At 45.1% G+C, this 25,785-nt stretch carries 20 protein-coding genes; 15 read left to right on the plus strand and 5 right to left on the minus strand.

All coding sequences use genetic code 11. From position 1 onward, the window contains the following. The first annotated feature begins 16 nt into the window (after positions 1-16). From OH463_RS04370 to OH463_RS04380, 3 genes are all read left to right on the plus strand, one after another. Positions 17-2,131, plus strand: coding sequence for a type I secretion system permease/ATPase (locus OH463_RS04370; RefSeq protein WP_005450056.1), 2,115 nt, complete (start codon positions 17-19; stop codon positions 2,129-2,131). A gap of 391 nt (positions 2,132-2,522) precedes the next feature. After that, a complete protein-coding gene (locus tag OH463_RS04375; RefSeq protein WP_005450053.1) occupies positions 2,523-3,110 on the plus strand; it encodes a mechanosensitive ion channel family protein in 588 nt (195 codons plus the stop codon). Positions 3,111-3,245: 135 nt separating this feature from the next. Further along, positions 3,246-3,830: a flavodoxin family protein gene (locus tag OH463_RS04380; protein ID WP_009696515.1), complete on the plus strand. Its 585-nt coding sequence runs from the start codon at positions 3,246-3,248 to the stop codon at positions 3,828-3,830. A 62-nt stretch (positions 3,831-3,892) separates the two neighbouring features. Here the strand turns inward: OH463_RS04380 and OH463_RS04385 are convergent, their stop codons facing one another. Continuing rightward, positions 3,893-5,518: an ABC transporter substrate-binding protein gene (locus tag OH463_RS04385; protein WP_079325254.1), complete on the minus strand. Its 1,626-nt coding sequence runs from the start codon at positions 5,516-5,518 to the stop codon at positions 3,893-3,895. Positions 5,519-5,689: 171 nt separating this feature from the next. Between OH463_RS04385 and mpaA the strand changes: the two genes are divergently transcribed. Further along, positions 5,690-6,400 carry a murein tripeptide amidase MpaA gene (gene mpaA, locus OH463_RS04390; protein WP_080994945.1) on the plus strand — a complete coding sequence of 237 codons (711 nt, stop codon included), beginning with the start codon at positions 5,690-5,692 and terminating at the stop codon, positions 6,398-6,400. A gap of 84 nt (positions 6,401-6,484) precedes the next feature. Here mpaA and OH463_RS04395 read toward each other — a convergent pair whose 3' ends face one another. Together OH463_RS04395 and OH463_RS04400 are read right to left on the minus strand one after the other, a co-directional pair. After that, positions 6,485-7,024 (minus strand): outer membrane beta-barrel protein, encoded by a 540-nt coding sequence (locus tag OH463_RS04395; RefSeq protein WP_005450047.1) that lies wholly within the window; start codon positions 7,022-7,024, stop codon positions 6,485-6,487. Between the two features lie 155 nt (positions 7,025-7,179). Continuing rightward, positions 7,180-8,079 (minus strand): LysR family transcriptional regulator, encoded by a 900-nt coding sequence (locus tag OH463_RS04400; protein WP_009696518.1) that lies wholly within the window; start codon positions 8,077-8,079, stop codon positions 7,180-7,182. Between the two features lie 92 nt (positions 8,080-8,171). Here OH463_RS04400 and OH463_RS04405 point away from each other — a divergent pair, with 92 nt between their 5' ends. Continuing rightward, positions 8,172-8,825, plus strand: a complete 654-nt coding sequence (locus tag OH463_RS04405; protein ID WP_172581247.1) for a CatB-related O-acetyltransferase — start codon at positions 8,172-8,174, stop codon at positions 8,823-8,825. A gap of 75 nt (positions 8,826-8,900) precedes the next feature. Here the strand turns inward: OH463_RS04405 and OH463_RS04410 are convergent, their stop codons facing one another. Continuing rightward, the gene (locus OH463_RS04410; RefSeq protein ID WP_005450044.1) at positions 8,901-10,580 is read right to left on the minus strand and encodes a DUF342 domain-containing protein; all 1,680 of its coding nucleotides are present in this window, start codon (positions 10,578-10,580) and stop codon (positions 8,901-8,903) included. Between the two features lie 530 nt (positions 10,581-11,110). Here OH463_RS04410 and OH463_RS04415 point away from each other — a divergent pair. The 10 genes from OH463_RS04415 to OH463_RS04460 all read left to right on the plus strand — a co-directional run bounded on the left by OH463_RS04415 (position 11,111) and on the right by OH463_RS04460 (position 23,568). Continuing rightward, positions 11,111-11,629, plus strand: a complete 519-nt coding sequence (locus OH463_RS04415) for a sigma-70 family RNA polymerase sigma factor (RefSeq protein WP_005450041.1) — start codon at positions 11,111-11,113, stop codon at positions 11,627-11,629. Position 11,630: 1 nt separating this feature from the next. After that, positions 11,631-12,569, plus strand: a complete 939-nt coding sequence (locus OH463_RS04420; RefSeq protein WP_009703531.1) for a FecR domain-containing protein — start codon at positions 11,631-11,633, stop codon at positions 12,567-12,569. A gap of 69 nt (positions 12,570-12,638) precedes the next feature. Further along, positions 12,639-15,767 carry a TonB-dependent receptor gene (locus OH463_RS04425; RefSeq protein WP_269990624.1) on the plus strand — a complete coding sequence of 1,043 codons (3,129 nt, stop codon included), beginning with the start codon at positions 12,639-12,641 and terminating at the stop codon, positions 15,765-15,767. Positions 15,768-15,946: 179 nt separating this feature from the next. Then, positions 15,947-17,266 (plus strand): PKD domain-containing protein, encoded by a 1,320-nt coding sequence (locus OH463_RS04430; RefSeq protein ID WP_269990625.1) that lies wholly within the window; start codon positions 15,947-15,949, stop codon positions 17,264-17,266. Between the two features lie 149 nt (positions 17,267-17,415). Then, positions 17,416-18,828, plus strand: a complete 1,413-nt coding sequence (locus tag OH463_RS04435) for a PKD domain-containing protein (protein WP_009696523.1) — start codon at positions 17,416-17,418, stop codon at positions 18,826-18,828. A gap of 206 nt (positions 18,829-19,034) precedes the next feature. Further along, positions 19,035-19,760 carry a Slam-dependent surface lipoprotein gene (locus tag OH463_RS04440; RefSeq protein WP_269990626.1) on the plus strand — a complete coding sequence of 242 codons (726 nt, stop codon included), beginning with the start codon at positions 19,035-19,037 and terminating at the stop codon, positions 19,758-19,760. A 64-nt stretch (positions 19,761-19,824) separates the two neighbouring features. Beyond that, positions 19,825-21,303 carry a porin family protein gene (locus tag OH463_RS04445; RefSeq protein WP_269990627.1) on the plus strand — a complete coding sequence of 493 codons (1,479 nt, stop codon included), beginning with the start codon at positions 19,825-19,827 and terminating at the stop codon, positions 21,301-21,303. Positions 21,304-21,457: 154 nt separating this feature from the next. Continuing rightward, positions 21,458-22,318, plus strand: coding sequence for a tonB-system energizer ExbB (gene exbB, locus OH463_RS04450; protein WP_017818307.1), 861 nt, complete (start codon positions 21,458-21,460; stop codon positions 22,316-22,318). Between the two features lie 3 nt (positions 22,319-22,321). Continuing rightward, positions 22,322-22,753: a TonB system transport protein ExbD gene (gene exbD, locus OH463_RS04455; RefSeq protein ID WP_269990628.1), complete on the plus strand. Its 432-nt coding sequence runs from the start codon at positions 22,322-22,324 to the stop codon at positions 22,751-22,753. Next, positions 22,750-23,568, plus strand: coding sequence for an energy transducer TonB (locus OH463_RS04460; RefSeq protein ID WP_269990629.1), 819 nt, complete (start codon positions 22,750-22,752; stop codon positions 23,566-23,568). The genes exbD and OH463_RS04460 overlap by 4 nt, the downstream gene beginning before the upstream one ends. Before the next feature lie 105 nt (positions 23,569-23,673). Here OH463_RS04460 and OH463_RS04465 read toward each other — a convergent pair whose 3' ends face one another. Continuing rightward, on the minus strand, positions 23,674-25,695 hold the full coding sequence (locus OH463_RS04465; protein WP_269990630.1) for a GNAT family N-acetyltransferase: 2,022 nt from the start codon (positions 25,693-25,695) through the stop codon (positions 23,674-23,676). Positions 25,696-25,785: the final 90 nt, after the last annotated feature.

Consider the following 25,785-nt stretch of genomic DNA (forward strand, 5'->3'; position numbering starts at 1 on the left):
GAAAGGTATACCAAGGATGAAAGACCCTTTACTGAACTCGCTCATTTACGTTAGCCGATACTACGGACTAGCCAACTCACCGGAAGCCCTGATTAACGGTCTTCCGCTCTCTGATGGCAAGCTTACCCCGTTTCTGCTACCAAGAGCGGCGGAAAGGGCCGGATTGGTTGCCAAGGAAAACCGTGCAGATTTAGACAAGATCTCTAGCCTAATTCTGCCGGCTATCTTACTTCTTAAAGGTGGTGATTCTTGCGTTCTCAATAGCATTAACGTTGAGAAGCAAGAAGCTGAAATCACCACCCTAGAAAGCGGAATGGTGCCTATCTCCATTCCTCTAGAAGACCTACTTGAGCAGTACACTGGTCGCTATTTTTTAGTTAAAAAGCAATTCCGTTATGACGAGCGCTCTCCCGAAGTGCTCAAAACCAAAGAAGGTCACTGGTTCTGGTCAACCTTGTGGCAATCTAAACGCATCTACCGCGATGTGCTTATCGCTTCTCTCCTTATCAACATCTTTGCTATCGCTGCACCAATGTTCACTCGCTTGGTGTATGACAAAGTAGTACCAAACCTCGCGTTTGAGACGCTATGGGTGTTGGCAAGCGGTATCTTTGTGGTGTTCTTGTTTGATTTCTTGCTCAAATCACTGCGTAACTACTTCATCGACGTTGCAGGTAAGAAATCCGACATCCTGATTTCCTCTAAGCTGTTTAGCAAAGTGATGGGCATCCGTATGGAATCCAAGCCGCCTTCTGTGGGTGCGTTTGCTCGCCACTTGCAAGAGTTTGAATCCATTCGTGAATTCTTTACCTCTGCCACGGTAAGTGCGTTGATTGACTTACCTTTCGCGATTCTCTTCCTGATTATCATCTGGTTAATGGCTGGCGACTTAGTATTCGTGCCTATGGTGGGCGTGGTGATTCTGATGATTCACTCCGCGTTGATCCAAGGTCCATTGCGCCGCTCGATTGAAGAAGGTTCACGTCTTGCTTCACAGAAATACGCTAACTTGATTGAGAGCTTATCTGGCTTAGAAACGGTGAAAATGCTGAGTGCACAAAGCCAATTCCAATACCGCTGGGAAGAAGCCGTTGCACACATGGCAAACTGGAACATCAAGAGCCGTCGTATCACCGACAGTATTCAAAATGCAGCAGGTTTTGTGCAGCAAAGTAGTAACGTCGGCATGATCATTTTAGGCGTGTACTTAATTGCGAATGGGGACCTCACCATGGGTGGTTTGATTGCTGCAACCATGCTAAGTGGTCGAGCGATTGGTCCTATGGTTCAGCTTTCTTTGCTTTCAACCCGATACAACCAAGCGAAGTCTTCGATGACCATCATTAATCAAGTGATGGAAATGCCAGACGAGCAAGAAGAAGGTAAACGCTACATTCACCGCCCTATCGTGCAAGGTAAGATTGAAATTGACCGAGTAACCTTCCATTACCCAGATGCACCAGTAGCATCGATTCGTGATTTGAGCCTGACCATCAATCCTGGTGAGAAAGTGGCGATCATCGGTCGTATTGGTTCGGGTAAAACCACGCTAGAACGCTTGATAATGGGTCTGTACAAGCCAACAGAAGGTCATGTGCGTATTGATGACACCGATATTGAACAGCTTCACCACGTGGACGTACGACGCAATATCGGCTGCGTACCGCAAGATTCGAATCTATTCTTCGGCTCGATTCGCGACAACATTACACTAGGTCGTCCACTAACCGATGATCGCGATGTATTAGATGCAGCAAACCGAGCGGGCGTCACAGCCTTTACTCAATCAGATCCAGCAGGTCTTGAGCGTCAGGTCGGTGAAGGTGGTGCGATGCTTTCAGGTGGTCAGCGTCAAGCGGTAACCATTGCGCGAGCGTTTTTAGGTCGCCCACCTGTGCTATTGATGGATGAGCCAACCAGTGCAATGGATAACCGTTCGGAAATGCACATCAAACATCAGTTAGCGCAGTTAAAACCAAGTGAGACACTGATTTTGATTACACACAAAACCTCAATGCTCGACATTGTTGATCGCGTGATAGTCATGGAAAAAGGCAGTGTGATTGCAGATGGTCCGAAGGCGCAAGTGCTTAACGACTTGAAGCAAGGTAAGGTTCGCGCCGTCAGCTAGCACTAAACCGCACAAAAAATCAAAGCCCCGTTGAACTGAGTGTTTCGCGGGGCTTATTTATTGAAGGTGAGTAAACCAAAATAGCCAAACTCTTCGAGAAGTATCCAAACCAACACAAAGCCAACAATGGCGACAAGTCCCATGATAGCCCTTTCATCTTCTTCCACACATCCCTCCACTTTCCATAGCGCAATCAACTTGTCTAGATTAGCAGCAGCGAACACAACAAAGAGCAAGGTTCATTACGTCTCAATCCGGAACTGGGATAAAGGTCAAAATTTGTTCAACATAAATCTCATTCCGCAGTGAAAATAGTTAATTACTTGCGAGTCAAAATCGGCTATAACACGCGCCTTCTTAATATTCTCGAGTTGAAGAAATGAATCATTGGATGCATTTAGAGCAAATCAGTCAGTATTTCACGGCGGGCTCTATCGGTTATAAAGTGTTGATGGGCGTCATCATTGTGATCGCTTATCGCTTGCTAAAGAAGATCGCCAACCGCGCGATTCTGAATTTGGCAGAAGCTAAAGGCGTAAACAAAGCACGCTTGAGCTTTATTCAACGTTGCTTCAACGTCGCATTTTTGTTCCTGTTTGCTTCGCTATTCGCCATCGTGACCGGTATTGGTTATGGCGATGTGTCGCTATTCCTATCGTCTATCTTCGCGGTATTGGGGGTGGCTTTCATCGCTCAATGGTCGATTCTTAGTAACATCACGGCAAGCTTTCTGATCTTCTTTGTCTTCCCATATCGTGTCGGTGACCGAATTAAAGTCGTGGACAAAGACGAAGACATTAGCGGTGAGATTCAGGAAATCCGTATGTTCCATGTGTTGATCAAGCACGACAACGGCAACCTAATCACTTACCCGAACAACTTGATGCTCCAAAAAGCGGTACTCAAACTGGCGAAAGAGAAAGCCAAGGTTGAGGAGCCAAAAACCACCTCACGCATTTATACCCGCAGAAAGAAATAGCCCACTAAAAAGCCGATGTATCTACATCGGCTTTTTGTTTCCTCGGTTTTTTTAAATACCTTCTTGACCTCAACCATGCTTGAGGTTTTAGCCTTATTCGCACGATTCAAGATCAACAATGAAAAAGGAACCATTGTGGCTAAAATTGCGATTATTTATTTCTCTAAAACCGACGTAACAGGTCAGCTTGCTCGCGCAATTGCTGCTGGCGCTGAACAACAGGGCATTGAACAGCAAGGTGGATTTGAAATTCTCTCTCACCGTATTCAAGGCAGTGAGATTATTGAGGGGCGTTTTGTGCACCCTAACCTAATGGATGAACTTGCTGAGTGTGATGCGATTATCTTTGGCTCTCCAACCTACATGGGCAGTGTGGCAGCACAGTTTAAAGCATTTGCCGATGCAAGCAGTGAATCTTGGTGTTACCAAAAATGGGCAGGGAAAATCGCAGCCGGCTTTACCAGTGGTGGGGCTATGAATGGTGACCAATCTTGCACATTGCAATACCTACAAACGCTCGCTAACCAACACGGCATGATGTGGGTCGGCTTGGACAAGATCAGCAATTCTGGTGAGCAAAACCTTAATCGCTACGGTGTGCAAGGTGGCATTGTTGCTCAAGGTGGTGAAGATGGTCAATTATCTCTTTCTGATCTCGCGACAGCCGAATATCTTGGCAAACGAGTCGCAATGCTAGTCAACAAGCTCTCCACCCGCTAAGAGAAAAGAAGCCCCGTAAGACACCTCTTCGGGGCTAGATTTTAGCACTGGTTGGTTAGGTGCTATTTCTTGATATAGAGGTCTTTCGAGTAAATACGACCTTCTACGTTGTTTTTGGCAAAACCACCCACCGTAGGGCGAACCAAACGCGCTTGCATGTAGTAGTAAATCGGCGCGATTGGCATATCCATAGCTAATAGTTGCTCTGCTTGGTCATAGAAACCTTGGCGCGCTTTTTCATCGGTGGCAGCCAATGCACTGTTCATCGCGCTGTCATAGGCTTCACTGCTGTAGCGAGCAAAGTTACCTGACGAGCCTGAGCGCAACAGACTCAAGAAAGTGGACGCTTCGTTGTAGTCTCCGCACCACGAGGCACGCATGACATCAAAATCCCCTTGCTTACGTGCGACCAGGTAAGATTTCCACTCTTGGTTTTCTAGCTCAACCTTGGCTCCCAAATTGTTCTTCAACATAGAAGCAATTGCCACTGCAATGGCTTTGTTGGACTCGCTGGTGTTGTACAGCAATTTGAAATCCAAAGGCTTACCGCTTCCGTATCCTGCTTCTTTCAACAGTTCACGCGCCTTTGCATCACGCTGTTTCTGTGTCCATGCGCTATATTCTGGCTGAGTTGCGTCAAAGCCCGCCGTGTATTGATGAGCAAATGTGTATGCAGGCAAGTTACCCACTTGAGTCACACCATCGGTGATCACATCACGCATGATGGAGTAAGAAACAGCTTTACGAACTCGCTCATCATCAAACGGAGGACGAGTGGTATTAAACGCATAATAGTAAGTACAAAGCAGAGGCACCGCGGTGTAAGCTTGTGCGTATTCTTTCTTCAGCTTTTGCGCCATGTGTGTAGGTACATCTGAAGTAATATCAACCTCACCCACGGCATAGCGATTGATCGAGGCATTTTGGTTTTCAAACGGAATATAGGTCACCTGAGTGAGGTGAGCGTCTGCGCTATCCCAATAGTTTGGGTTCTTCTTCAGTTCAATACGCTCATTCACCACCCACTTGTCTAGCACGAATGCACCATTGCCAACAAACTGCTTAGGATCACTCCACGGTTTATTGCTGCTCTCAACCGTCGCTTTGTGCACTGGCATCATGGAGGTATGCCCGGTCATTGCGACAAAATAAGGCACCTTGCTATCCAGCTCGAAACGTAGCGTATGTTTATCGACAGCGGTAATACCGAGATTATCCAGCGGCTTCTTACCTTCCGCAACATCAGCAATGTTTTTGATCTTGGTGAGTTTGAGATACCAAACATTCGGTGATGCCGTTTTAGGATCCACAGCTCGGCGCAGCGAATAAACAAAGTCATCCGCTGTCACAGGATCGCCATTCGACCATTTCGCATCTTTACGCAGATGGAACACAAAAGTTTGGTTATCTTCCGTTTGCCAAGATTCTGCAACGCCGGGAACGATGTTGCCATCACGATCTTGGATGACTAAGCCTTCGAACAAATCGCGAATGATGTGCATCTCGGGTAAGCCTTCAGCCTTTGCCGGATCTAGTGTCGCTGCTTCGGCATCGTTTGCACGCACTAAATGTTGTTCAGATGCCAATTGCACGCCATCAGGTAGAGAGTCTGCAAACGCAGCTGCGGACAAAAATGGGGTCAATAAAGAGGAAATCACTAACGCTGTAGAATGCTTTTTAAAATCCATATCGTTCTTCGTTCTCCTAACACGTCTTTTGAAGCAAGTACCACAATTGATAATACAAGCATTGACGAACTTTAAGTGTTCGGTTTATACCCAAGTAATCTCAAAGTGCTAGTTTCAGCAACCATAACTTGAGTTATATCCAAATACTAATCGAACAATCAGGAGATTACGGTGAGTCTAATTCCAAGAACGGAAAGAGCGGCTTTTTTAATTTCGCCGATATCATATGGAAAATCGGTGTTGGGCGCGCCATTGCTGTACTTCCCTGCGCAAGTAGAAAGTAACTCCCGAGGTTTGATTTTAGCAGGCACACACGGTGATGAGACAGCGTCTATCGCAGGGCTATCTTGCGCGCTGAGAAGTTTGCCCGCTGAAGATTTAAAGCATGACGTTATTTTATCGATGAACCCAGACGCCAACCAGTTGGGTACACGAGCAAACGCCAATCAAGTCGACTTAAACCGTGCTTTCCCCACACAAAATTGGACAGAACACGGCACCGTCTATCGTTGGAGTTCACACACACCCGTGAGGGATGTCAAAGTCAAAACAGGCAGCAAAAAATCGCTTGAACCCGAAGTCGACGCATTAATTAACCTGATTGAGAAACGCAATCCAAAGTTCGTGGTCTCTTTTCATGAACCCCTTGCGTTTGTTGATGATCCAGCCCATTCAGTGCTGGCGAAGTGGCTTGGAGAGCTGTTCAAGCTACCACTCGTCGATGACGTAGATTACGAAACTCCGGGATCATTCGGAACTTGGTGTAACGAGCGCGCATTGCCATGCATTACGGTTGAACTACCCGCGATCTCTGCTGATCTGACAATTGAACAGCACCTAGACGCATTTATCGCTCTACTGCAGCACCAACCAGACTTTTAATTTCTCATCAAGACGTCAGTTTGCTGTTGCATACGAATAATAGAGGGGGAACTGGGGACACAAAATGCATGTCCCCTATAAGAATTAGAACTTGTAGCCAACTAGAAGGTTAGAAGTTGTTGCATCGATACCAGCAAAATCTACAACTGAGATTTGAGCATCCAACGTAATTCCATTTTGGAACACGTAACCGCCTTGCACAGCGAAACCAGTCGAAGAGTCTGAGTCACTAACTGATGTGTATGCGTTGTACACTGTCGCTTCCGTATCAGTAGCAGCTAGACCACCCAAAATACGCCAACCGCTCATGCTCTCATAACCAACCATAAGGTTTGCTTGCGAAGCCTCTACATGCGCACCTAGATAGCCGATTGATGCACTGTCTTCAACGATGGTTGGAACATAAGAACCAGCGATCACAAGACCATTGTTAAAAGTGTACGAAACACCGAAAGATACACCGCTTTCCGTCGCCGCTGTAACATTATCAAGGGAAGTCATTGCGTAGCCAATATTTACACCAAAACCAGAGCGGTCGTATGAGGAGCCTTCAATTGTTTCTGCAGAAACAAAAGTTGAAGTAAAAATAGTAGCTAACGAAAGAGCAACAATTGAACGTGTCATATAATAAAAACCCAAATATGCGTGCGATGCACTGAAACGATATTCACAAAACGTGATATTTAAGGGGTGCGAATTATAGGCAACAAGTTGCTCCCTTCAACTAAACTCACTTATTGTTACCACAACATGTTGTTATTGAACAAAAAACCACCGAATCATCTATTGTTTTTAAAAAAATCAATAAATGCTCGTGTTCGTTTCGGTAGATGTTCACGTTTAGGGTAAAGCAGGTAGAGTGGAAGTATCGCTTTAGTGCGCCAATCGGGGAGTAAAGTGACAAGTTGCGCTCGCTCTTGGGGACTCAGTTTTTCTAGTGCAAACTCATCCAACATCGCGACACCGCAACCAGCTACTGTCGCATCAAGCATCGATTGGACAAGATTAAAGCACAACACGCTGGATAACGTAACCTTAATGTCTTGTTGAGTTTGCTGATGATGAAAGTGCCATGTATCCAGATTCAATTCAGCATTGCGATAGGTAATGTGCTCTAAAAGATGCAAATCTTCTGGTGTGTTTGGTGATGGTTTTGTCGCTAGATACGCTTTGCTCGCGAATGGTTTACAGTGTAAAGAACGCAGATGGTGTCCGACATACCCTTCAGGGGGTGAGTCGGTAAAAAAGAACGCAAGATCAAACCCAGACTCAATCAAATCGAGCGGTGTCTCAGTGAAAATCACCTCAAACGTAACGTCGGGGAACTGCTGACGAAATGCAATTAATGAAGGGTTGAGTAACTCCGCACCAAATGAGGCAGAAGCAGCAATACGTAAATGCCCAGCAACCTTATCGGTCTCCATCACTTGTTCATTAATCTGTTCCACATTTTCCATTAAGCCTTTCACTTGGTGGTAGAAACGCTGTCCATCATAAGTAAGGTTAAATTGTCGCGTGGTGCGTTGGATAAGCTGAACAGAAAGTATCGCCTCCAACTGCCTAAGTTGACGACTCACATGGGCATTGGAGCAGCGCAGCTTTTTAGCCGCACCAGCAATACTTTTCTCTTCGCACAGTGCAATGTAAATCGGTACGTAACTGAGCCAGTTTATTTCCATATAGTAATTATGAATCTCTAAAATCAACCTACTGGAAATAATAGAAAGGCTCTACACTGCGCACAACTTAAATTTTTGCATGGAGAATACAGATGAACGCTTTCGATACTTGGCTGAAAGGGCAAATCATTAAAGATCATGTCACCAACCCAAACATTGAAGTGGGTGAATACAGCTACTACTCCGGCTTTTACCATGGCAAAACTTTCGAAGATCAGGCTGTTCGTTATTTGATGGGCGACAGCGTGACACAACAAGAATGGCAAAACGGCGCATATGGCGAAGTCGATAAACTGATCATTGGGAAATTTTGTTCGATTGCCTCTGGTGCGACTTTTATGATGGCGGGTAATCAGGGACATCGTATTGATTGGATTTCCACCTTTCCCTTTTCCCCAGAAGAGTTTGGCAATGGGGTACAAAGCGGCTTTGAACGTGCCGGCGATACCATTATTGGCAACGATGTCTGGATTGGCAGTGAAGCCATGATAATGCCGGGCGTGACAATCGGTGATGGTGCAGTGATTGGTGCGCGTTCAGTGATCACTAAAAATGTCGAACCGTATTCCATTGTGGTTGGTAATAATCATGTGGTTCGCCTGCGCTTTGAGGAAGAAGCGGTATCGATGCTACTAGAGATTCAGTGGTGGGATTGGTCAATTGAGCACATCAAACAAGCGATGAAAATCATGTGCAGTGGTGACGTCTTCGCATTAGGTGACTACTACCGTGAACACATCGCTTAACGACTTAGCATTGGGTCTGATTTGTTAAGGCAAAATGAAGCGAAAGCCCAGATAAATGGGCTTTCGTTCCTAAAGTTAAACAGCAGCCAGATCTTCTTCTTCCAAGGTTGCAGAGACTTTAATCTCGTATTGATTAAAGCTAAATACACAGCCGCCATGGGTACGTTTGGTGGTGACTTGCTCATCACCAAATTGAACCGTCACCCGAGTAAAGACTCGGTCAGTTGCTTCAACAATATTCTCTGCTAATGCGACTTCGAAATCTTGTTCAGTTTGCTCAAGCTTCTGCTTTACGTCTTCCAAACGAGTGTTGTTTTGCGCCTTCAATACTTCTATCTGCGCTTGCTCTTCATCTGTGCGCTCTGCTTTAGGGCGTTTCTTAAACTCAAGTTCCTTTCGGATAACGTCCATGGTGCCTTCTTGCGCGGATTTATACTCGTCCTTTAGATTTGCAATACGTTCCTTAAAGACAGAATAATTTGCAAAGGCTTCAACCTTGGTCGCCGTATCTCCCTCTACACCCAATTGCGAACAGGAAACCTTACTGCCCACTTTTGCATCACCGCCACTTAAAGTGCCGTTCTTGCCACTGGCATCAAGCACGATTAAATTGCGCCCACAAACAATGTCATTGTTCATGCTATGGACAGCAAGTTCTATGTCTTCACCAGATTGCAATTCACAATATTGGGCATAACTGGCACGAATCGATGTTTTGGTGCGCACATGGCAGCTTTTTGGCTGACCATCGCTCACTGTATGACCAATGATGCCCTTAGCAACTTGAATATCCCCTTCAGCTTGTACATCGGCAGATTCAATAAAACCACCCACTGTAATTGAGCCCGTCGCTTTCACTATCATGCCCGATTCGATGTTCCCGCCAATGATGACGTTACCTTTAAATTTCACGTGACCGGTGTTTACTCCGACACTATTGAGGCAAAGTGCATTGTCGACTTCGATGGTTTTTTCTTTGATCAGTGGTGTACCTGAAACAGATGCAAGCAGAAGGTTTGGATCGGACTTGCTGATTTCAGTGCCTTTACCGGGTTTAATTGGACTGTCTTTGCCCGCTTGTGGCGGAATAACGCGCCCTTGAACGGTGAAGCCCGGGATGCCTCTGGTCGCCGGAGTGCGGCGCATCACTTCATCCCCAATATCGACAGCGATGGTTTCACCTAAATTGCGTAGATCGATTTTGTCACTAGAGGATTGACCTTCTTTCGGCTTAAGGATGCGCTTGGTGATGTCTTTAACAAGTGGCGTGAAGATAGCGTCTTTGCCTTTTACAGGTTGCTTGCCAACCGCAACAGCTTGGGTGAAGGTTTCTCCGGGTTTTAGCTGTGTACTGACAACCAACACTTTTTTCAACGCAAGTTTATTGATGCCTTTGGAAACACGAGCATGCGCGAGTGCTTGAACAATTTCAGGACCTCTTAGTCCTCGTCCTCCATAAGCGCCCGTCACATTCATGCTGGCAAGCATGTCATTGTTGGAGAGTTCAACTTCCACCTGAGCGTTTTTGATCTGTGCAATCACGATCCCTTCATAGGCTTCTGATTTACGTTCACGCGCGCAATTAATGAATCGCACCACCTCAGTTTCATCGACAAACGCTTTGTCAGCTTCCATCATCTGAAGCTGCTCAGGCAATTCCTTTTGATTTAGCTCACCTCCGAGATCCACATCTCCCGGTAAGCGGGCAAAAACCTTTGTTTTATCTTCTGACCACTCCAGGCATATCTTCCACATAACCAATCCATCTGCTACCCATCACCACCTTCAGTCTAACCAAAATCATTTTCTGAACAAACCTCTCAATTCTAAGAATCAGGCTCACATCACTAAAGCATTAACAGGCTCAAAACTCAGGTATATAAAGCATTGAGCATAAAACTCATTTCAACAAAGCCATCTTAGACAAAATGCAATTTGGTTTAGAAAAGGTCGTAAAATTGATTTACCTCCAGCCGTTTTCAAGCAAAGAAAATAACGAAAAGAGTTTTATCAATACCGAATCAACTTCGACAATAGAATGTTTCTTATATAGCTCAGAAAATCTTGTATACGGTCGTTTTCTTCTACCTGTCGCGCTGGCAACACCCTGGTTTATTCACATCTTTTTTTACTTTTAAAGTCATTGATTTAGTGACGATAGTCTTATCATTAATAATTTTTATAAATTTTTCCTCTGGAACCTATTTATTTTTCTGTTATATTCCGCCAACTGTCGTAATGATAATTATTATCATTACTGTTGGTTAGGGAAGGAGTATCAAATCATGGCGGCTATCAGTTCAGCAAGCGCAGCTCGTATCGGTAACATGTACCAAGAGCACCACAGTTGGTTATCTGTGTTTATTAAACGTCGTTTGGGGTGTCCTGAAGCAACTGCCGATTTAGTTCAAGACACTTATTTAAGACTCCTTACCCGAGGCAAATTACCTGAAGCGAAAGATTCGAGAAGATACCTTACTCATATCGCAAAAGGCTTGGTCATTGATCTTTACCGACGTCGTCGAATCGAAGCCGCTTACTTAGAACTCATCGAACAAGAACCTGTAGAAGTCGCTGGCTCTCCTGAAGACCAAGCTGTCGTTGTGCAAGCTCTGGTCGAAATTGATGCCCTTCTGCATCGTTTACCTCTTAAAGCTCGCCAAGCACTTTTGATGCGCCAATTGGAAGGCAAGAGCTATAAAGAAATCGCACTCGCACTCGACGTGTCAGTGTCTTCTGTCGAGAAATACGTAGCGAAAGCACTGCAGGGCTGCATGATGACCATGCTGAGTGAGAACGAGTAACATGGAGCAAGTTTCTCGTGAATCCATCGAGCAAGCCTCTTTGTGGATGGCGCGCTTGTGGGCCGATGACGTAACACAACAAGACAGAGATGCCTTTGATAGCTGGAGAAGCGCCCACCCTGATAACGCTTATGCTTGGCAGCAGTTAGAAGAGCTGCAAAGAAAGTTTACTGGTATTCCAAACTCCCCGATCAGCCGCAAAGTGCTTGCTCCAAAACAGCGTGGTTTGAACCGCCGACAAGTCTTGATGCTTGGTGGCCTTTCTCTTGGCACGTTAAGTTTGATGATGTCTACTCATACCTCTCTTCCCAATGGTGCGGAGTACACTACAGCGACGGGTGAGGTGAAAGACATATTGCTTTCTGATGGCACTCAAATGGCAATGAACACCGCCACCCGCGTATTTGTCGACTTTAACCAGCAAGAACGACGTTTACACCTGCTTGAAGGTGAGATTATGGTCACCAGTTCTCACCATCTCACCCCTTTCCATGTCACTACTCCGCAAGGTCGAGTCGTACCAATAGGCACCCGTTTCACCGTACAAAAACGAGACGACGATACGCTAGTTTCCGTTTATGAGGGCGAAGTAGCACTCTACCCTTTACTTGGTATGGGAGCACAGCACTTGCTTGCTGGTGAAAACGCCCACTTCACGCAACGTGAAACCTCGAACATACAAAAGAATCTCAGTGACGACGCCCTATGGTTAGAACAAAAAATCATGGCACAAGGGATGCCACTCACAGAGTTTATTACGGAGCTAAGTCGATACCGTCGCGGTATTCTCTCAGTCGATCCACAGTTGTCCTCTTTGAAGCTCACCGGGGTATTCTCGACAAAAAACGTCGACAAAACGCTTTTTAACATCAGCCAAATATTACCAATCGAAATCCGCTATCGGACACCAATGTGGGTCAGTGTGAAAGCAAAACCATAAAAAAAATTACGGATTTAGACATCTCATTCGGTGTAAAGAGCAGTTAGTAGACCGATTAAGGAAAGCAAGGTGCCGCTCCCTCAACGACGCCAGATATTGGCGATAATGATTCAAGCCAATCTAGGATTAGCCTCTCTCATCACTCCTTTTGCCGCATGGGCAGAACAGTCAGTACAGTACGATATTCCACCAGGTAATCTTGACCATGTATTAAACCAGTTTGCGGTAGAGTCTGGTGTTGAGTTTTATCTCAATGCTTCACTTTCAGAAAACCTGCAAAGTCCTGGATTAACAGGTAACTATGACCCCGAACAAGCATTGACATTGCTGCTGGCAAACACGGGATTGAATGCCGAGAAGCAGGCTGATGGTGTTTATCAACTTTCTCCTTCCTCTGAAATGACACTCGACGCAATTCAGGTAAGAACGAGTTTTGAAGATGCTTATTATCGCGATAGTGATGGTGAGATGGCGATCTATGACGCCGATGTTGCCAGTGCCTACATGGGCAAAGAAGAAATAGAACGCTTCAAAGGCGCAAGCGCTGCCGATCTGTTTACCGGAATGGCAAATACCTTTAGTGGTGAGGCTCGTAATGGCGGTGGAAGCATTGATCCTAATGTTCGTGGTGTACAAGGTTTTGGACGAGTCCCTGTCGTCATAGATGGCACAGAACAAGGCATTTCCGTTTATAACGGTTACCGAGGCGCTTCAAACCGAAACTACATTGATCCAAACTTGATTGGTGGTCTGAAAGTTTACAAAGGCGCACAGATCAGTTCGGACGTGAATACCTCTGTAGGGGGCGCAGTACAAGTCACGACATTGGAGCCACAAGATATTGTGTCTGAGGGTGATAATTTCGGTATGGAGTTCGTGGCGGAAAGCAGCAGCAACTCAGTAAAGCCTAATAAAGCTCGCTTGCATACAGGTAAACGATGGCAAGATGTCCCAGTATACAATGAGTTAGGCGGCGTACCATTATATGACGACCCAGAAGTACGCTTTCAAACTAGAGATGATAAAGATGACAATCCGCTAAACGGTGAGGATACAGCTTATCGATTAGCTATTGCGGGCGTAAAACCAAAAATTGAATGGCTTGGCGCGTATGCATATCGTAATCGTGGTAACTACTACTCAGGCACAAATAAAACGGGTTTCTACTCCAAATCAAGAGATGGTAGCGGTAGCGAGATCGTTGCGGGCAGAAACCCATATTTGAACCCGGAACACATTGCATTGAGCCATATCCCTGGGCACGAAGTACCAAATACATCCTCTGAGATGGAATCGTTCCTATTAAAAACAACCATTAATTTTAGCGATTACTATAAGTTACAGCTGAACGCGCGCTATACAGAGAGTACTCACGGGGAAATCCTCGCGAGTCGTTCAGATTATCGAAACAGTGACGGTCTGCCTCAATGGCCGCTAGCGAATGCCAAGATGCAAGCTTACAGCATCAAGTTTCGAGCAAACCCAGAAAGCCGCTACATTGACCTCAGTACTAACCTATGGACAACGTTAACGGATTCCAGAAGCAATACTGGCTATGGCTTTCCCAATTTTGTGAACTTTCGTAGCGAGACACCAGATATCATCATCAACACCTCGACTGTCAATCGTGATGAAAACCGTTTTGGCTTTGATTTTAAGAACAAAATGCTATTGCTCGATAACTTGGATGTCACGGTTTCCGGCAGCTACATGAAGCATGAATTGACCCCAAAAGAAGGTTTGGAATACCTCATTGATTTCTACGGTGGTCCTGTGCGCTCGGGAGAAAGAGAAGAATATAACGGAGCCGCGGTCATCGAATGGCGTCCACTAGATGCCTTTATTATCAACGCAGGCGTGCGCTATATCAGTTATGAAGCCACCGATTTTTACATCGAGAATCGCATCAAAACGGGCAATAGCGACGATGTTGGTCTTAAAGAATACAAGAAAGATGGTTATCGTCTCGCATTTCAAACCATTGAAACTTACGCCCCAGAAGAAATCGCACAAAACGTCGCGAATGCTGAGCATGAAGTTCGTGCAACGTTCACAAAAAAGAACATAAACCGAGAAATCAATCGCTTGCAACATTTGATCACCACCGATCCCACCCAAGCGGATACTTACCGTGAAGAGTTAAAACTGCGTCAAAATGAGATCAACAACTTTGATTCACTGTTAACTGCAAAGGTAGAAGAGAAAACAACGGAAGCCAAAAACAAAACCAGTTTCGTTGAGGATCACCTAGTTGAATGGCGAACCAACAGTAAAAACGAACTGGATCTTGCTAACAACCCTTGTTTGATTGCGCAAAAGAAAGACAACTTTGTTGAAGGCAGCTGTAAAACCAAAGGACAAATTGATGGCAAGGACAACCGTAACCTCAGCTACAAGAACAGCGGCAGTGGTTGGATGCCATCTCTTACCACAACATGGCTAATCAACGAAAACAGCCGTGCGTATGCTCGATATGCAGAGACACTGCGATTCCCAAGCTTATTTGAGAGTACCAGTGGATTTTCTGGTAACCCATCAGCATCAGTACCCCTTGAACCAGAGCGAGCGAAACTCTTCGAGGTCGCGTACATTCACTACTTTGAGAACGCAAGTGCAAAGCTCACTTACTTTGATCAAACGATTGATGATGTAATGGATCGCGATCGATCCAGTTTTTCATTTGCCAATCTGGATAGCCAACGCACCAGTGGTATTGAAATCAACGGTATGTTCGATAACCAACTGTACTTTGCCGATGCATCATTGGCTTATAACTTCCGCAATGAGGTGTGTGACAAAAACTCTGCAGCTCAAGGCTTCGTCCCAGCTCTTGTCGATAAAACCACACCATCAACAGAAACGTGTGTTCGCGGTGGCTTCACAGCAGCAAGCTATCTGGCAGCACAAGCGGCACCAGAGTATTCGGGTAGCTTATTAGTCGGAGCAAGGTTCTTTAATCAAGCATTAGAAAGCGGGTTACGCACCAACTATGTTTCTGGCAGCCACGAAGATGAACAAATTAAACGAACCGATGTAACAACATTTGATGCTTACATTAAATATGCATTTAACGAACACCTATCTGCAGAGCTTATCGGAAGCAACATCACCGATGTTTATTATCTTGAAGCTGGATCGGTATCTGGGATGCCTGCACCAGGAAGAACGATAGGACTCAAGTTAAACGGACGCTTCTAAACCTTATGAACGCCCCTTAAAAAGAAAACGCCTCACCCGAGGCGTTTTCTTTTTTCATTTTATTTTTACGGATTTCCAATTGCTATTCGGTGTAGTGGATGAAACTTCATAAAGCCCAATATAGGCTTGGTGTCCCAAACACCACCAAGCCTATAGAACCGTATATTTAGGATGATTTAATGAAACCCAACATGAAATGGACGCTTCTTGCTATCACCATTCCTTCGCTTATCGCTTGTGGTGGTGGTTCAGACTCAAACACTGCAGATTCACATAAAGCGCCTGTATCCGTTGTCTCTGGTTACGAAACAGCAAAAGTCGGAAACAGAATTCGTGTAGATGGACTGGGTAGCTACGGTGTAGATGCCAGTATCGCAACGTACACTTGGTCTATCAGCAAAAAACCACAAGGCAGTAACGTCAAGTTAAATAACGTTAATGCAGTCTCTCCATACTTCACACCAGACGTGGCCGGAGACTACACCGTTCAGTTGGTAACCAACGATGGCAAAAAAGACAGTAGCGCACAATCGCTGACTATCACCGCAACAGAAGTAAATACCAACGTGGCGCCCGTTATTTATGCATCGGAAACCTACACGGCAGCGCTTGATCAAACCCTGAAATTAGACGCGAAAGCTTACGACGCTGATAATGATATGCTCAGCTACCAATGGGCTCTCAACTCAGCACCAAAAAACACCACGATGTCGTTGAGCAACGCAAGCACAAAACAAGCAACGCTAAAAGCAAACGTTGCAGGTGAATACAAACTAACTCTAACCGTCTCAGACGGTAAAGAAGAGACAACTAAAGAGATCACCATCAACTACTCTGCCGATAACGTAGCACCGGTTGCCATGGCAGGACGAGATACCACATTCGAATTGGGTGGAACCGCAACCTTAGACGCTAGCGCAAGCATTGATGGCAATGATTCAGGTATCACGTACCAGTGGGAATTTGTGTCCAAGCCTTCGGCAAGTACTGCAGAATTGTCGGATGCTACGTCAGCAAAACCAACATTCACCCCCGATGTCGAGGGTGATTATGCGCTTGCTCTAACCGTAAGTGATAGTGCTCTAAGCAGTGAAAAAGATTTTGTTCGAGTAACGGCATCGAAAGCAGGAACAAGCGACCTCGTATTGCACTTCAACGGTGAGAAAAAACAATGGCCATTCGCAGAGGAGGTTACTCTGAATGAAGAAATTAAAGGTGAAGCGCCCAAATACGTACTCCTAGGGTCATTAACTCTTGAAGCCGTTGGACACGATTATGAGGTTCAGCAGATCTTTGCAATGGACGCAGTCAGCCTCACTCACGACGTTAAATTAAGCGGCATTGAAGATGGTAGCGTGCTACCTGTCGGCGATGAAATAGTTGTTAAGCTTTGGTCGGCGCCAACGCAAGGAAATACTGTTACATTGTCTTACGGTTTTATGATCAAAGATCAAACAGACTTTTATGCAGGTCTTGGCTACCACTTCCAAACAAACTGATCGTCCTGCACAACAATGACACATAAAAAAGCGCGGTCTCTCCGCGCTTTTTTACGGATATTCAAATCTCATTCGGTGTATCAGATAAAGCCTTTCTTTTACCGCGCCGCGTTATGGACCGCGCTTCTAATCAATTAGGATGAACTAAGATGAGTCTAAGCTCGAAATATACTCTCACACCATTGCTATTATTACTTCTTAATGGTTGTAATGGTGGCGGTGGGAATGATGCCTCTGAACCCCAAACGCCTAACAATCACCCCCCTATTGCGATAGCTGGGATCAATCAACATGTAAAGCTGAGTGAAAAAGTGGTGCATCTCGATGGCACGGGTAGCGTCGACTACGATCAAGACTCAATAGCCTTCTCTTGGAAAATGGTATCGAAACCCTTCAAGAGTAAAGCGGAGCTCATTAATCCAGAATCCAGAACTCCGCGCTTTGAACCAGACTTATTAGGCACTTACCTTGTAGAATTGGTGGTTAACGATGGCAAAACAGACAGCCGCCCTAACCAAGTAAAGATAGAAGTCATCAGGGAAGACGAAAATACACCACCAACGATTAAATTTACCAAAGATAAGTACACCGGTAACCTAACTCAGCAAATTAACCTAAACACAAGACCTCAAGATATTGATGGCGATAAATTGTCGTTTACATGGGAAGTGTTATCCCACCCACAAGGTAGCAATTACTCTATAGCGAAATCGACTGTGTATGATTTCAACTCAATCAAGGCTGATACGGAGGGCAATTATGTGGTTAAAGTGACTGCATTCGATGGCTTTTCTGAAGCTTCCGCTACGACCACCGCTTCCTTTTTTTATAAAAATGTCCCTCCACATGCGGAGGTAGATGGTTCAATGTTTTGGGTTCTTGATAACATGAGTGTCCCATTGAATGGCACACCCAGTGGTGATGCCAACGGCGATGTACTCACTTATGAATGGCACTTCACTAAAAAACCAAACGGCTCATCCGCCGTCATCGATGATCCTTATGCTGTGCTAACTTCATTTTCGCCAGATATCTCCGGGGATTACGTCGTCAGTTTAACCGTAAATGATGGCGAGTTTTCAGATAGCCATTCTGTGGGAGTTAGAGTAAGAGCGATTTCTGAATCCCAACCGCACACCAAACTCACACGCGGCTCAGATACCACTCCTTTGCGACTGCCTCACAAGCAAAATGACGTCATCGATAAAACATCCGATACGGGTCCTATTCCTAACTATTACACTCTCGATAGCTATACTTTTGAAGCAGTAGGAAAGCCAATCACCATTACTCTCGGAAAGTATACGCTTAGTAGTAGCAGCGACGATGTAACACCAAGGATATTAGTTGGCTCTCAAAGCTACTTTAGTAAAGACCTCCAAGATAACGATGTTATTATTGTTATCCCCGCTGGTGACAGCTTAACCTTCCAACTACAAAGTCCACCGACCAACGGCAAAGTGGCAAAAGCCTCAATGGGCTTCAGCTGGAGTCTTAACGGTCCTAATGACTTTAGTATGGTTGAAAGAATTTCCACAACGATTGAATTTACCAGCCGTTAAAACACAAGCAGCTATCAAAAACGCCCACAGTTGTGGGCGTTTTGTTTTTTATTCGCTAACAATTTAAAAAATCACAAACTTATTTACGGGTTTTGTCTCCTATTTCGGTGTACTAAATGAGACCGTGTTAGTCATCTGTCGCGCGCACCGGATGCACTGGCATGGTCTCTTTCTTTAACTATTTCAATCAACAAAAGGAAGAGACAATGAAACCACTTCAACTTTCATGGATTGCAGCAGCAATGATTGGTCTAAGCCCACTTGTTCATGCAGGATTTGATGGCGCGATCAGTGATGATTCGCTTCGCCAAGTAGGAGAATCAGAAGTTTGGGTCCCATTTATTCACTCTAAAGGCAATGCAGGCATCGGTAAAACAGGTGGCAAACGAGTGGACTTTGAAGGTCTAGCTGGTGGTATTTTTGATGACGAGCGAAATGGTGTTCACACATCAGGCAGCAAACATTTTCAAGACAATTTTTACAGTTTTGTCCAAGTAGCGAATCAAGATGTGTGGTTTGGAGAATGGTACGAAGGTAAGAAAGATTCTGAGTTTAACAGCCGTACCGTTTACTACGTCGGTAATGATGCAGGAACGACTGTACCAACCAGCGGCAAGGCGACCTACAACATTACTGGTATTAACAAGTTCTCTGGCGCAAACAAACTTTCAGGTACGTTTAACGCTGACTTCGGAGCCAAAACGCTAGACGGTTCAATCAACAATAGCAACCTAACGGTAAGTGTAGACGCAACGATTAATGCAGCAACCGCAGCATTTAATGGTACTGCTCAAGCTGTACAGAATGGTACAACCACGAATGGCGCTTCTCAAGGTCACTTCTTTGGTGCGAATGCTGCTGGCTTGGCTGGTATCGCCACCTTTACCAACAATAGCGATCTAGACACTGCTTTTGGCGGCGAGAAAAAATAACTCTCGATTCAATGAGTGATAACCAAGAAGCAGCCCGTGCTGCTTCTTTTTATATGGAATATTTATGGCGGTTAGAACCTCTTACACCATCGCTCTGACATCCCTGTTAGTGCCGTTGTTTTCTTTTCCCGTTGTAGCCAATGACCAAGATACGAATCTTCGCATTCAGCAAAGAGATGCGCTATCAGCACAAGAAAAAGAAAAGCGTCTCCTGCAAGAAGAAAAAGAACTCGAATTACAGAGATCGAAGCAAGCTCAGGAACAAAGCTCGTCAGATCAAAGCAACGACAACTTAGGGCAAGCGCTTTACCTAGCAGTTAAAGGAAAGCAATGGTCACAAGTAGATGTACTATTGAACCAGTATCAATCTTCACCCTATGCAGATCCTTTACTTATCCATTATGCCCAAGGCGGTCTATCACGCTATTTAGGTCGTTTAAGTGATGCAGAGGCAGAATACCGCTCGCTTTTATCGTTAAATCCGAATTTTCTTCCCGCTCAGTTAGAGCTTGCTCGCGTTTTGTTTGAGCGTAAGAAAAACCAAGACGCACACACCCTTTTCTCACAAATCAAATCCACTCTCCCTACTGATAACCCAAGGGCTGATGGTGTCAGACGTACTCTCGATGCTTTTATATCAGCACTAGAACACAGAGATGCATGGCAAGGTGCGATCAGTTTTGGTCCAACTTTCAATGACAATCTCAATAGCAGCTCAGAAACCTATACTTGCTTAGTCCGTCATGAGACAGGAAAGTGTTTATTTGATCGAGTCACACCGGAAAAACAGAGAGCAGCAGGGTTAACTTTTAACGCAAGTGCGAATAAGCGCATTAGCTTCAAAGGTCATCATGGTATGAGTTTGCAAGCGCTGACGTATGGTTCTCGTTACAACAATCACAGTGAATACAACGAGCAAACAGCGAATGTTAGCTTTGGTTACAGCTTTCAAGACCAGCGTCATAGTATCTTGGTTGCGCCGTTGATCGAGTACAGCACATACGCGGATAAGAGTTTGTATTGGTCAACAGGTCTAAAGTTGAATGGATTCCATAGCTTAGACTCGAAAAGCGCATTGAGATGGGAACTAAAAGGCGAATACCAAGATTACCGTCCAACAAAGCTCGACTATCAATCAGATTGGCAATGGAATGCAAGCATCAACTATTGGCACCAGTTGCCACAACAATGGCTCGCATTCGGTGGCATAGACTGGACGCATAAACAAAATGATCAAGATGTACATGCTTACCAGCTCTATGGTGGACGAATCGGAGTCGTGAAAAGCGTCGAAGGTTGGCTTGACGCTAACCTGTTTGCATCACTGCGAGAAAGGCAATACGAGGGATATAACGCCCTACTCGATGCAAAGAGAAGAGACACAGAGCAAAACTATACTGTCACATTTTCCTCTCCAAAGTTGGTTTTTTGGACGTTGACACCCATTCTAGAGTGGACTCATAAACGGGTAAACAGCAACGTTGATTGGCTGTACACCTATCAGCAAAATGAGGTGAGCGTAAAATTTGAAAAGCGTTTTTGACTCTAAAATCACGGCAAACATGCTTTACAGTGTAAATTGACCCAAATATTTAAATTTATTTTACGGATTTCGTTACTTCATTCGGTGTAGTGGATAGAGCAGGCGCGAAAAGGTTATTTGCGCCATCAGTCATTTTCACAACGAGCAATGGATAATGAATAAGCGTTTTTTTCTCCTAGTGTCGGCATCTTTTAGTCTGGCACTTCTTCCCCTTTCTTCTTCTGCAACTGAGTCAACTGGTACTTCTATAAATAACTCAGTCACCGAAACACAAATAGCACCACCTTCTAACCCGCTCATCACCCACGATTTATCCCCAATGGGTATGTACCACGCTGCTGATTGGGTGGTAAAGGGAGTGATGCTCTCACTGCTTGCCGCATCCATTTTGACTTGGGCAGTTTTTCTTTTTAAACAAGTACAACTGATGAAAGCAACACGACGCACACAAAAACTACTTACTGAGCTTGTTGATGCAGAGTCATTGGAAAATGCCAAACAGACCACTCAGCCTTTTAAAGGCGTAGAATCCTCACTAATTTCAGCAACGCAGCATGAATTGCAACTCTCTTCTCTAGGTTCTGCTTCAGAAAATGGCATTAAAGAACGCGTACAACTGCGCTTAGAAAGAGTGCAAGCTGAATTAGGGAGAAGCATGACTTCACTGACCGGCATCCTCGCGACCATCGGCTCCGTCGGTCCTTTCGTTGGATTGTTCGGCACAGTTTGGGGCATCATGAATGCTTTCATCGGAATCGCAAAATCTCAGAACACGACGCTAGTGGTGGTCGCTCCGGGGATCGCAGAAGCCCTCCTTGCCACGGCAATTGGTTTAGTGGCAGCAATTCCAGCAGTGGTCATCTATAACTACTTCACACGTAAAATTTCTGGCTACAAAGCGCAACTCGCCGATGTCTCCGTAGCATTGATGATCTTGGTTAGCCGAGATTTGGATCAAAAGCGAATGCAATCTCACCAAGAACACAACGACACAGTGCTAAAGAAGGTGGGTTAAGCCATGGGATTTAAGCCAGCCTCAGACAGCGATGATATGGTTGAGAATCATGAGATCAACGTGACACCTCTGGTTGACGTCATGTTGGTGCTCTTAATCATAGTGATGGTTGCCGCCCCATTAGCGACAGTCAACGTTGCAGTCGATTTGCCGACGTCATCTGCAGAGCCTCAGCCTCAACCTGATAAACCAGTTTATCTCACGATTCAAAAAGACCTAACCTTAGTTGTGGGAGAAAAGCACGAGACTTCGCTTGCCGATTTGAAGCAAGCCCTAATACAAGCCAAGGTTGAACCAGACACTCGGATATTTCTTCGAGCTGACAAATCTCTGAGTTATCAAGATTTAATGAAAGTGATGAATGCAATGGTCGCTAGCGGCTACAACCAAATTGCATTAGTTGGTGTAGAGCAAGCGTCGGGAGCGCCACAATGAATGCTCTAGCAGGACCATCTTTTCGTTATAGCTATAGGAAAAAACGTTTTGTTTTAACGGCTATACTACTGAGCGCCTCTCTTCACGCCTTAATAGCCATCGCTTACATGTGGACACCTGAGTATGACTTTTCCTCTCCGCCACAAGCGATACCGATTACAGTGAGTATCGTAGCACCAATGGCTGCCCCCAAAAACACGGTGAAAGCGGTTGAAAGTACAGTGCAACAAGAAGAGTTAATTCAACAAGCCCGTCAAGAGCAATCCGTAAAACATAAGCCCGAACAAGAGCAGTCTCCAGCTTTAGTCAAATCCAAACAGCCGAGCACGATCACCGCAAACACTGAAAAGCCAATAAAAACAGAGAAACCAAAACCGAACAGATCAAAACCAGAACCAGAAAAGCAGTCAAAGAAAAAACAACCTGAAATCAATCAAGCCGCCAGTTCAAAACCTAGCTTGGAGACGAAACGTGAATCCAAACAAATCAGCGCATTAAGGCAGGGTCAGCAATCCGAAGCAGGACGAGCGGCAAAGGTAAGTTGGCAACAAGCTCTGCATGCACACCTAGAACGAGAGAAACGCTATCCAAGGCAAGCACGTCGACTTAAGAAGAAAGGGATGCCAGTGATTCGCTTTACCATGGACAGGGAGGGAAATGTTCTCGATGTGGAACTCGTAAAAAGCTCAGGAACAGCATCATTAGATAAAGAAGCGATTGAGCTTGTAGGACGAGCGCAACCGTTAGTAAAACCACCTTCAAGTGTCAAAGGCGCTCGCTTGACACTAACTCTTCCTATCAATTTTTCGTTCTAGCCAGCCTGAAAAACAAAGGAGAGAATTTACAGTGTAAACTCTCTCCTCTATCTAAATTCCTATCTATTCCACTTTACAGTGTAAATTACAAAACCGCGTATCGTTTTACACTGTAAATTTAGCGATTAAAGCTTGAAGCTCTTTGCGTATCTCAGCTTCGATTTGCTTACGTCCCGCCAATCCAAATTGCTTTGCGCACTCATTCCAATCTTTGTTTAAGAGTGACTTACTGATCAGCAGATCAGAAACATCAACCAAACCAAATTGAAGTAACCATTGTTGAAGCCATGTCGACACAGATTCAAAGCTATTACCACCTTGAGCATAGCACTCCACCAAAGTAAGCTTCGCCTTACTCAGCGAGACAGCTTGAATTGGTTGGGATAACAACGTACGCATTAAACTCGGCTCAAGTCGTGGATAAATCGCAGAAGCACTCAACGACAATAATTCTTCAAATAGATGCTTAGACTCTTCAATCCAAGACTGCTGTTGGGCGTTACAATTGCGAACCATCAAAAGTGAATAGCAGCCACTCGCAGCGTCACGCATCGTTCCAAGTCGAATCGACTCATAGCCCGAGCGTTGCCAGAACTTTATGAGTTCTTCCGTTGCACCAAAGCTGGTGGACAAATAGGAAATGTGAGATGGCGTTGATTGCTCCAGCAATGACAACATATGTTGACCAATTCCTCGCCCTTGCAACTCTGGATGAACAGCGATACGCATCACACGTAATGTAGAAAGCGCGCCGACTTCTGAGTAGCCAAGCTGGTTAATAATGGTAATGGGAGCTAAATGCCCTTTTGGACGACGCTTGCCAAGCTGGATATCTTTAATTAGGTTTTCGGCAAAGTTGCCTTCTTCCACGGTTAAAATCACACCGGCGATTTGACCTTGGTACTGAGCAACATAAACCTGACTGTTTTCATCTTGCAGCAAGTGAAGTAAATCATTAGGCGCCGTTTGATAATGCGCGTTGACCAATAGCGCAAAGCACGTTTTCAATACGGAAGGATTAGAAATCAGCTCGGACTTACGGAGATTGACCAATGCAATTTCACCAAGCTCTATTCGCTCAAACGGTTCAAGCTCTGCATTCAACAAAAACGTCTCATACAGCCACGACTCTAGATTGTCATTTGTACTCCAACGGATAGGCTGTTGAAGGTGGTGGCTTTTCATTCCTGGTCTTTGTTCTTTCAACCACTCAATAAACTTAAGCGTAAACCCTCGACCACACCCTTCATAACCATGTATCGTGCTCGAAAAAACCAAACGATGATAATGTTCCGTAATTTGCTTGAGCATTGGTACAGGGATCGCCGCAGCTTCATCCACTAACAACAAGTCACATTCCGGCATAGACGAAAGCAGCTCGTCTGGGGCAATAAATTGGATGTACCCCTGCCCTACTTCCAATCGATCTTTCTTAACTCGTTGCGCTGTTGAAAGTAATCGCAATGCATGCTGATAGAGGGGTTCAACAGCTTTAATGCTTGGTGCGGTAACTAAGATACGCAGCGTCTTTTGCTTAAGAAGCTGTGCACAAGCGATACCTAAAGCGCTGGTTTTTCCACGACCACGGTCAGCAGTCAACACCAATGGACGCTTGCGGTGTCCCGTTACTACTTTCTCAACTAATGCTACCGCTTCAGTTTGTTGCTCAAACTGGTTTTCCTTCGCGCCAAATTGTACGCTCGATAGTGTCGGCAACGGAAGACTCTGGTCTATCACAGTCAGTTTTTGCCAATGCATTTGCATCCACAAATCAGCTTCGCTTGGTTGCTCTTGTTTATTGGCGATAACAAGCAGCAATCCACCGCCAACTAAAGCCCCAAGAGCAGCGGTAAAACTGTTGGCATCGACGCCTTTTCTCGCATCAAACAATAAAACATCGCACTCACGACCAAGCAACATATTGCCTTGTTTGCCAGACACACAAAAAGCCCCTTCGAGGGACCAATCACCAACACAGAACCAAGTCTGATCCGATTGATGTTTGTAAAAGTCAGCAATTAGCGCATCTTGCCATTCGGGCTCACCATAGATAGCCACGCCACGACGTTGAAACGCATCATGAGATTGAGTTTGAAGTTGAGAAAGGAATTCAGATTGAGCGAGCATTACGTATATCCGAGCATTAAACTGACGCCATGTTATCACATCTCGATTCATGGAGACTTTGCCAAATTGCAGACATAAAAAAACCGCCCG

The organism is Vibrio sp. NFR (assembly GCF_027587095.1).
Taxonomy (GTDB): domain Bacteria; phylum Pseudomonadota; class Gammaproteobacteria; order Enterobacterales; family Vibrionaceae; genus Vibrio; species Vibrio harveyi.

What these genes read in the sequence shown, in the direction of transcription:
- exbD (WP_269990628.1), top strand. Translation starts at nt 22,322, where the DNA reads ATGGGATTTAAGCCAGCCTCAGACAGCGATGATATGGTTGAGAATCAT.
- exbB (WP_017818307.1), top strand. Translation starts at nt 21,458, where the DNA reads ATGAATAAGCGTTTTTTTCTCCTAGTGTCGGCATCTTTTAGTCTGGCA.
- OH463_RS04465 (WP_269990630.1), bottom strand. Translation starts at nt 25,695, where the DNA reads ATGCTCGCTCAATCTGAATTCCTTTCTCAACTTCAAACTCAATCTCAT.
- OH463_RS04400 (WP_009696518.1), bottom strand. Translation starts at nt 8,079, where the DNA reads ATGGAAATAAACTGGCTCAGTTACGTACCGATTTACATTGCACTGTGC.
- OH463_RS04405 (WP_172581247.1), top strand. Translation starts at nt 8,172, where the DNA reads ATGAACGCTTTCGATACTTGGCTGAAAGGGCAAATCATTAAAGATCAT.
- OH463_RS04370 (WP_005450056.1), top strand. Translation starts at nt 17, where the DNA reads ATGAAAGACCCTTTACTGAACTCGCTCATTTACGTTAGCCGATACTAC.
- OH463_RS04375 (WP_005450053.1), top strand. Translation starts at nt 2,523, where the DNA reads ATGCATTTAGAGCAAATCAGTCAGTATTTCACGGCGGGCTCTATCGGT.
- OH463_RS04385 (WP_079325254.1), bottom strand. Translation starts at nt 5,518, where the DNA reads ATGGATTTTAAAAAGCATTCTACAGCGTTAGTGATTTCCTCTTTATTG.
- OH463_RS04430 (WP_269990625.1), top strand. Translation starts at nt 15,947, where the DNA reads ATGAAACCCAACATGAAATGGACGCTTCTTGCTATCACCATTCCTTCG.
- OH463_RS04415 (WP_005450041.1), top strand. Translation starts at nt 11,111, where the DNA reads ATGGCGGCTATCAGTTCAGCAAGCGCAGCTCGTATCGGTAACATGTAC.
- OH463_RS04445 (WP_269990627.1), top strand. Translation starts at nt 19,825, where the DNA reads ATGGCGGTTAGAACCTCTTACACCATCGCTCTGACATCCCTGTTAGTG.
- OH463_RS04395 (WP_005450047.1), bottom strand. Translation starts at nt 7,024, where the DNA reads ATGACACGTTCAATTGTTGCTCTTTCGTTAGCTACTATTTTTACTTCA.
- OH463_RS04420 (WP_009703531.1), top strand. Translation starts at nt 11,631, where the DNA reads ATGGAGCAAGTTTCTCGTGAATCCATCGAGCAAGCCTCTTTGTGGATG.
- OH463_RS04410 (WP_005450044.1), bottom strand. Translation starts at nt 10,580, where the DNA reads ATGTGGAAGATATGCCTGGAGTGGTCAGAAGATAAAACAAAGGTTTTT.
- OH463_RS04460 (WP_269990629.1), top strand. Translation starts at nt 22,750, where the DNA reads ATGAATGCTCTAGCAGGACCATCTTTTCGTTATAGCTATAGGAAAAAA.
- OH463_RS04440 (WP_269990626.1), top strand. Translation starts at nt 19,035, where the DNA reads ATGAAACCACTTCAACTTTCATGGATTGCAGCAGCAATGATTGGTCTA.
- OH463_RS04435 (WP_009696523.1), top strand. Translation starts at nt 17,416, where the DNA reads ATGAGTCTAAGCTCGAAATATACTCTCACACCATTGCTATTATTACTT.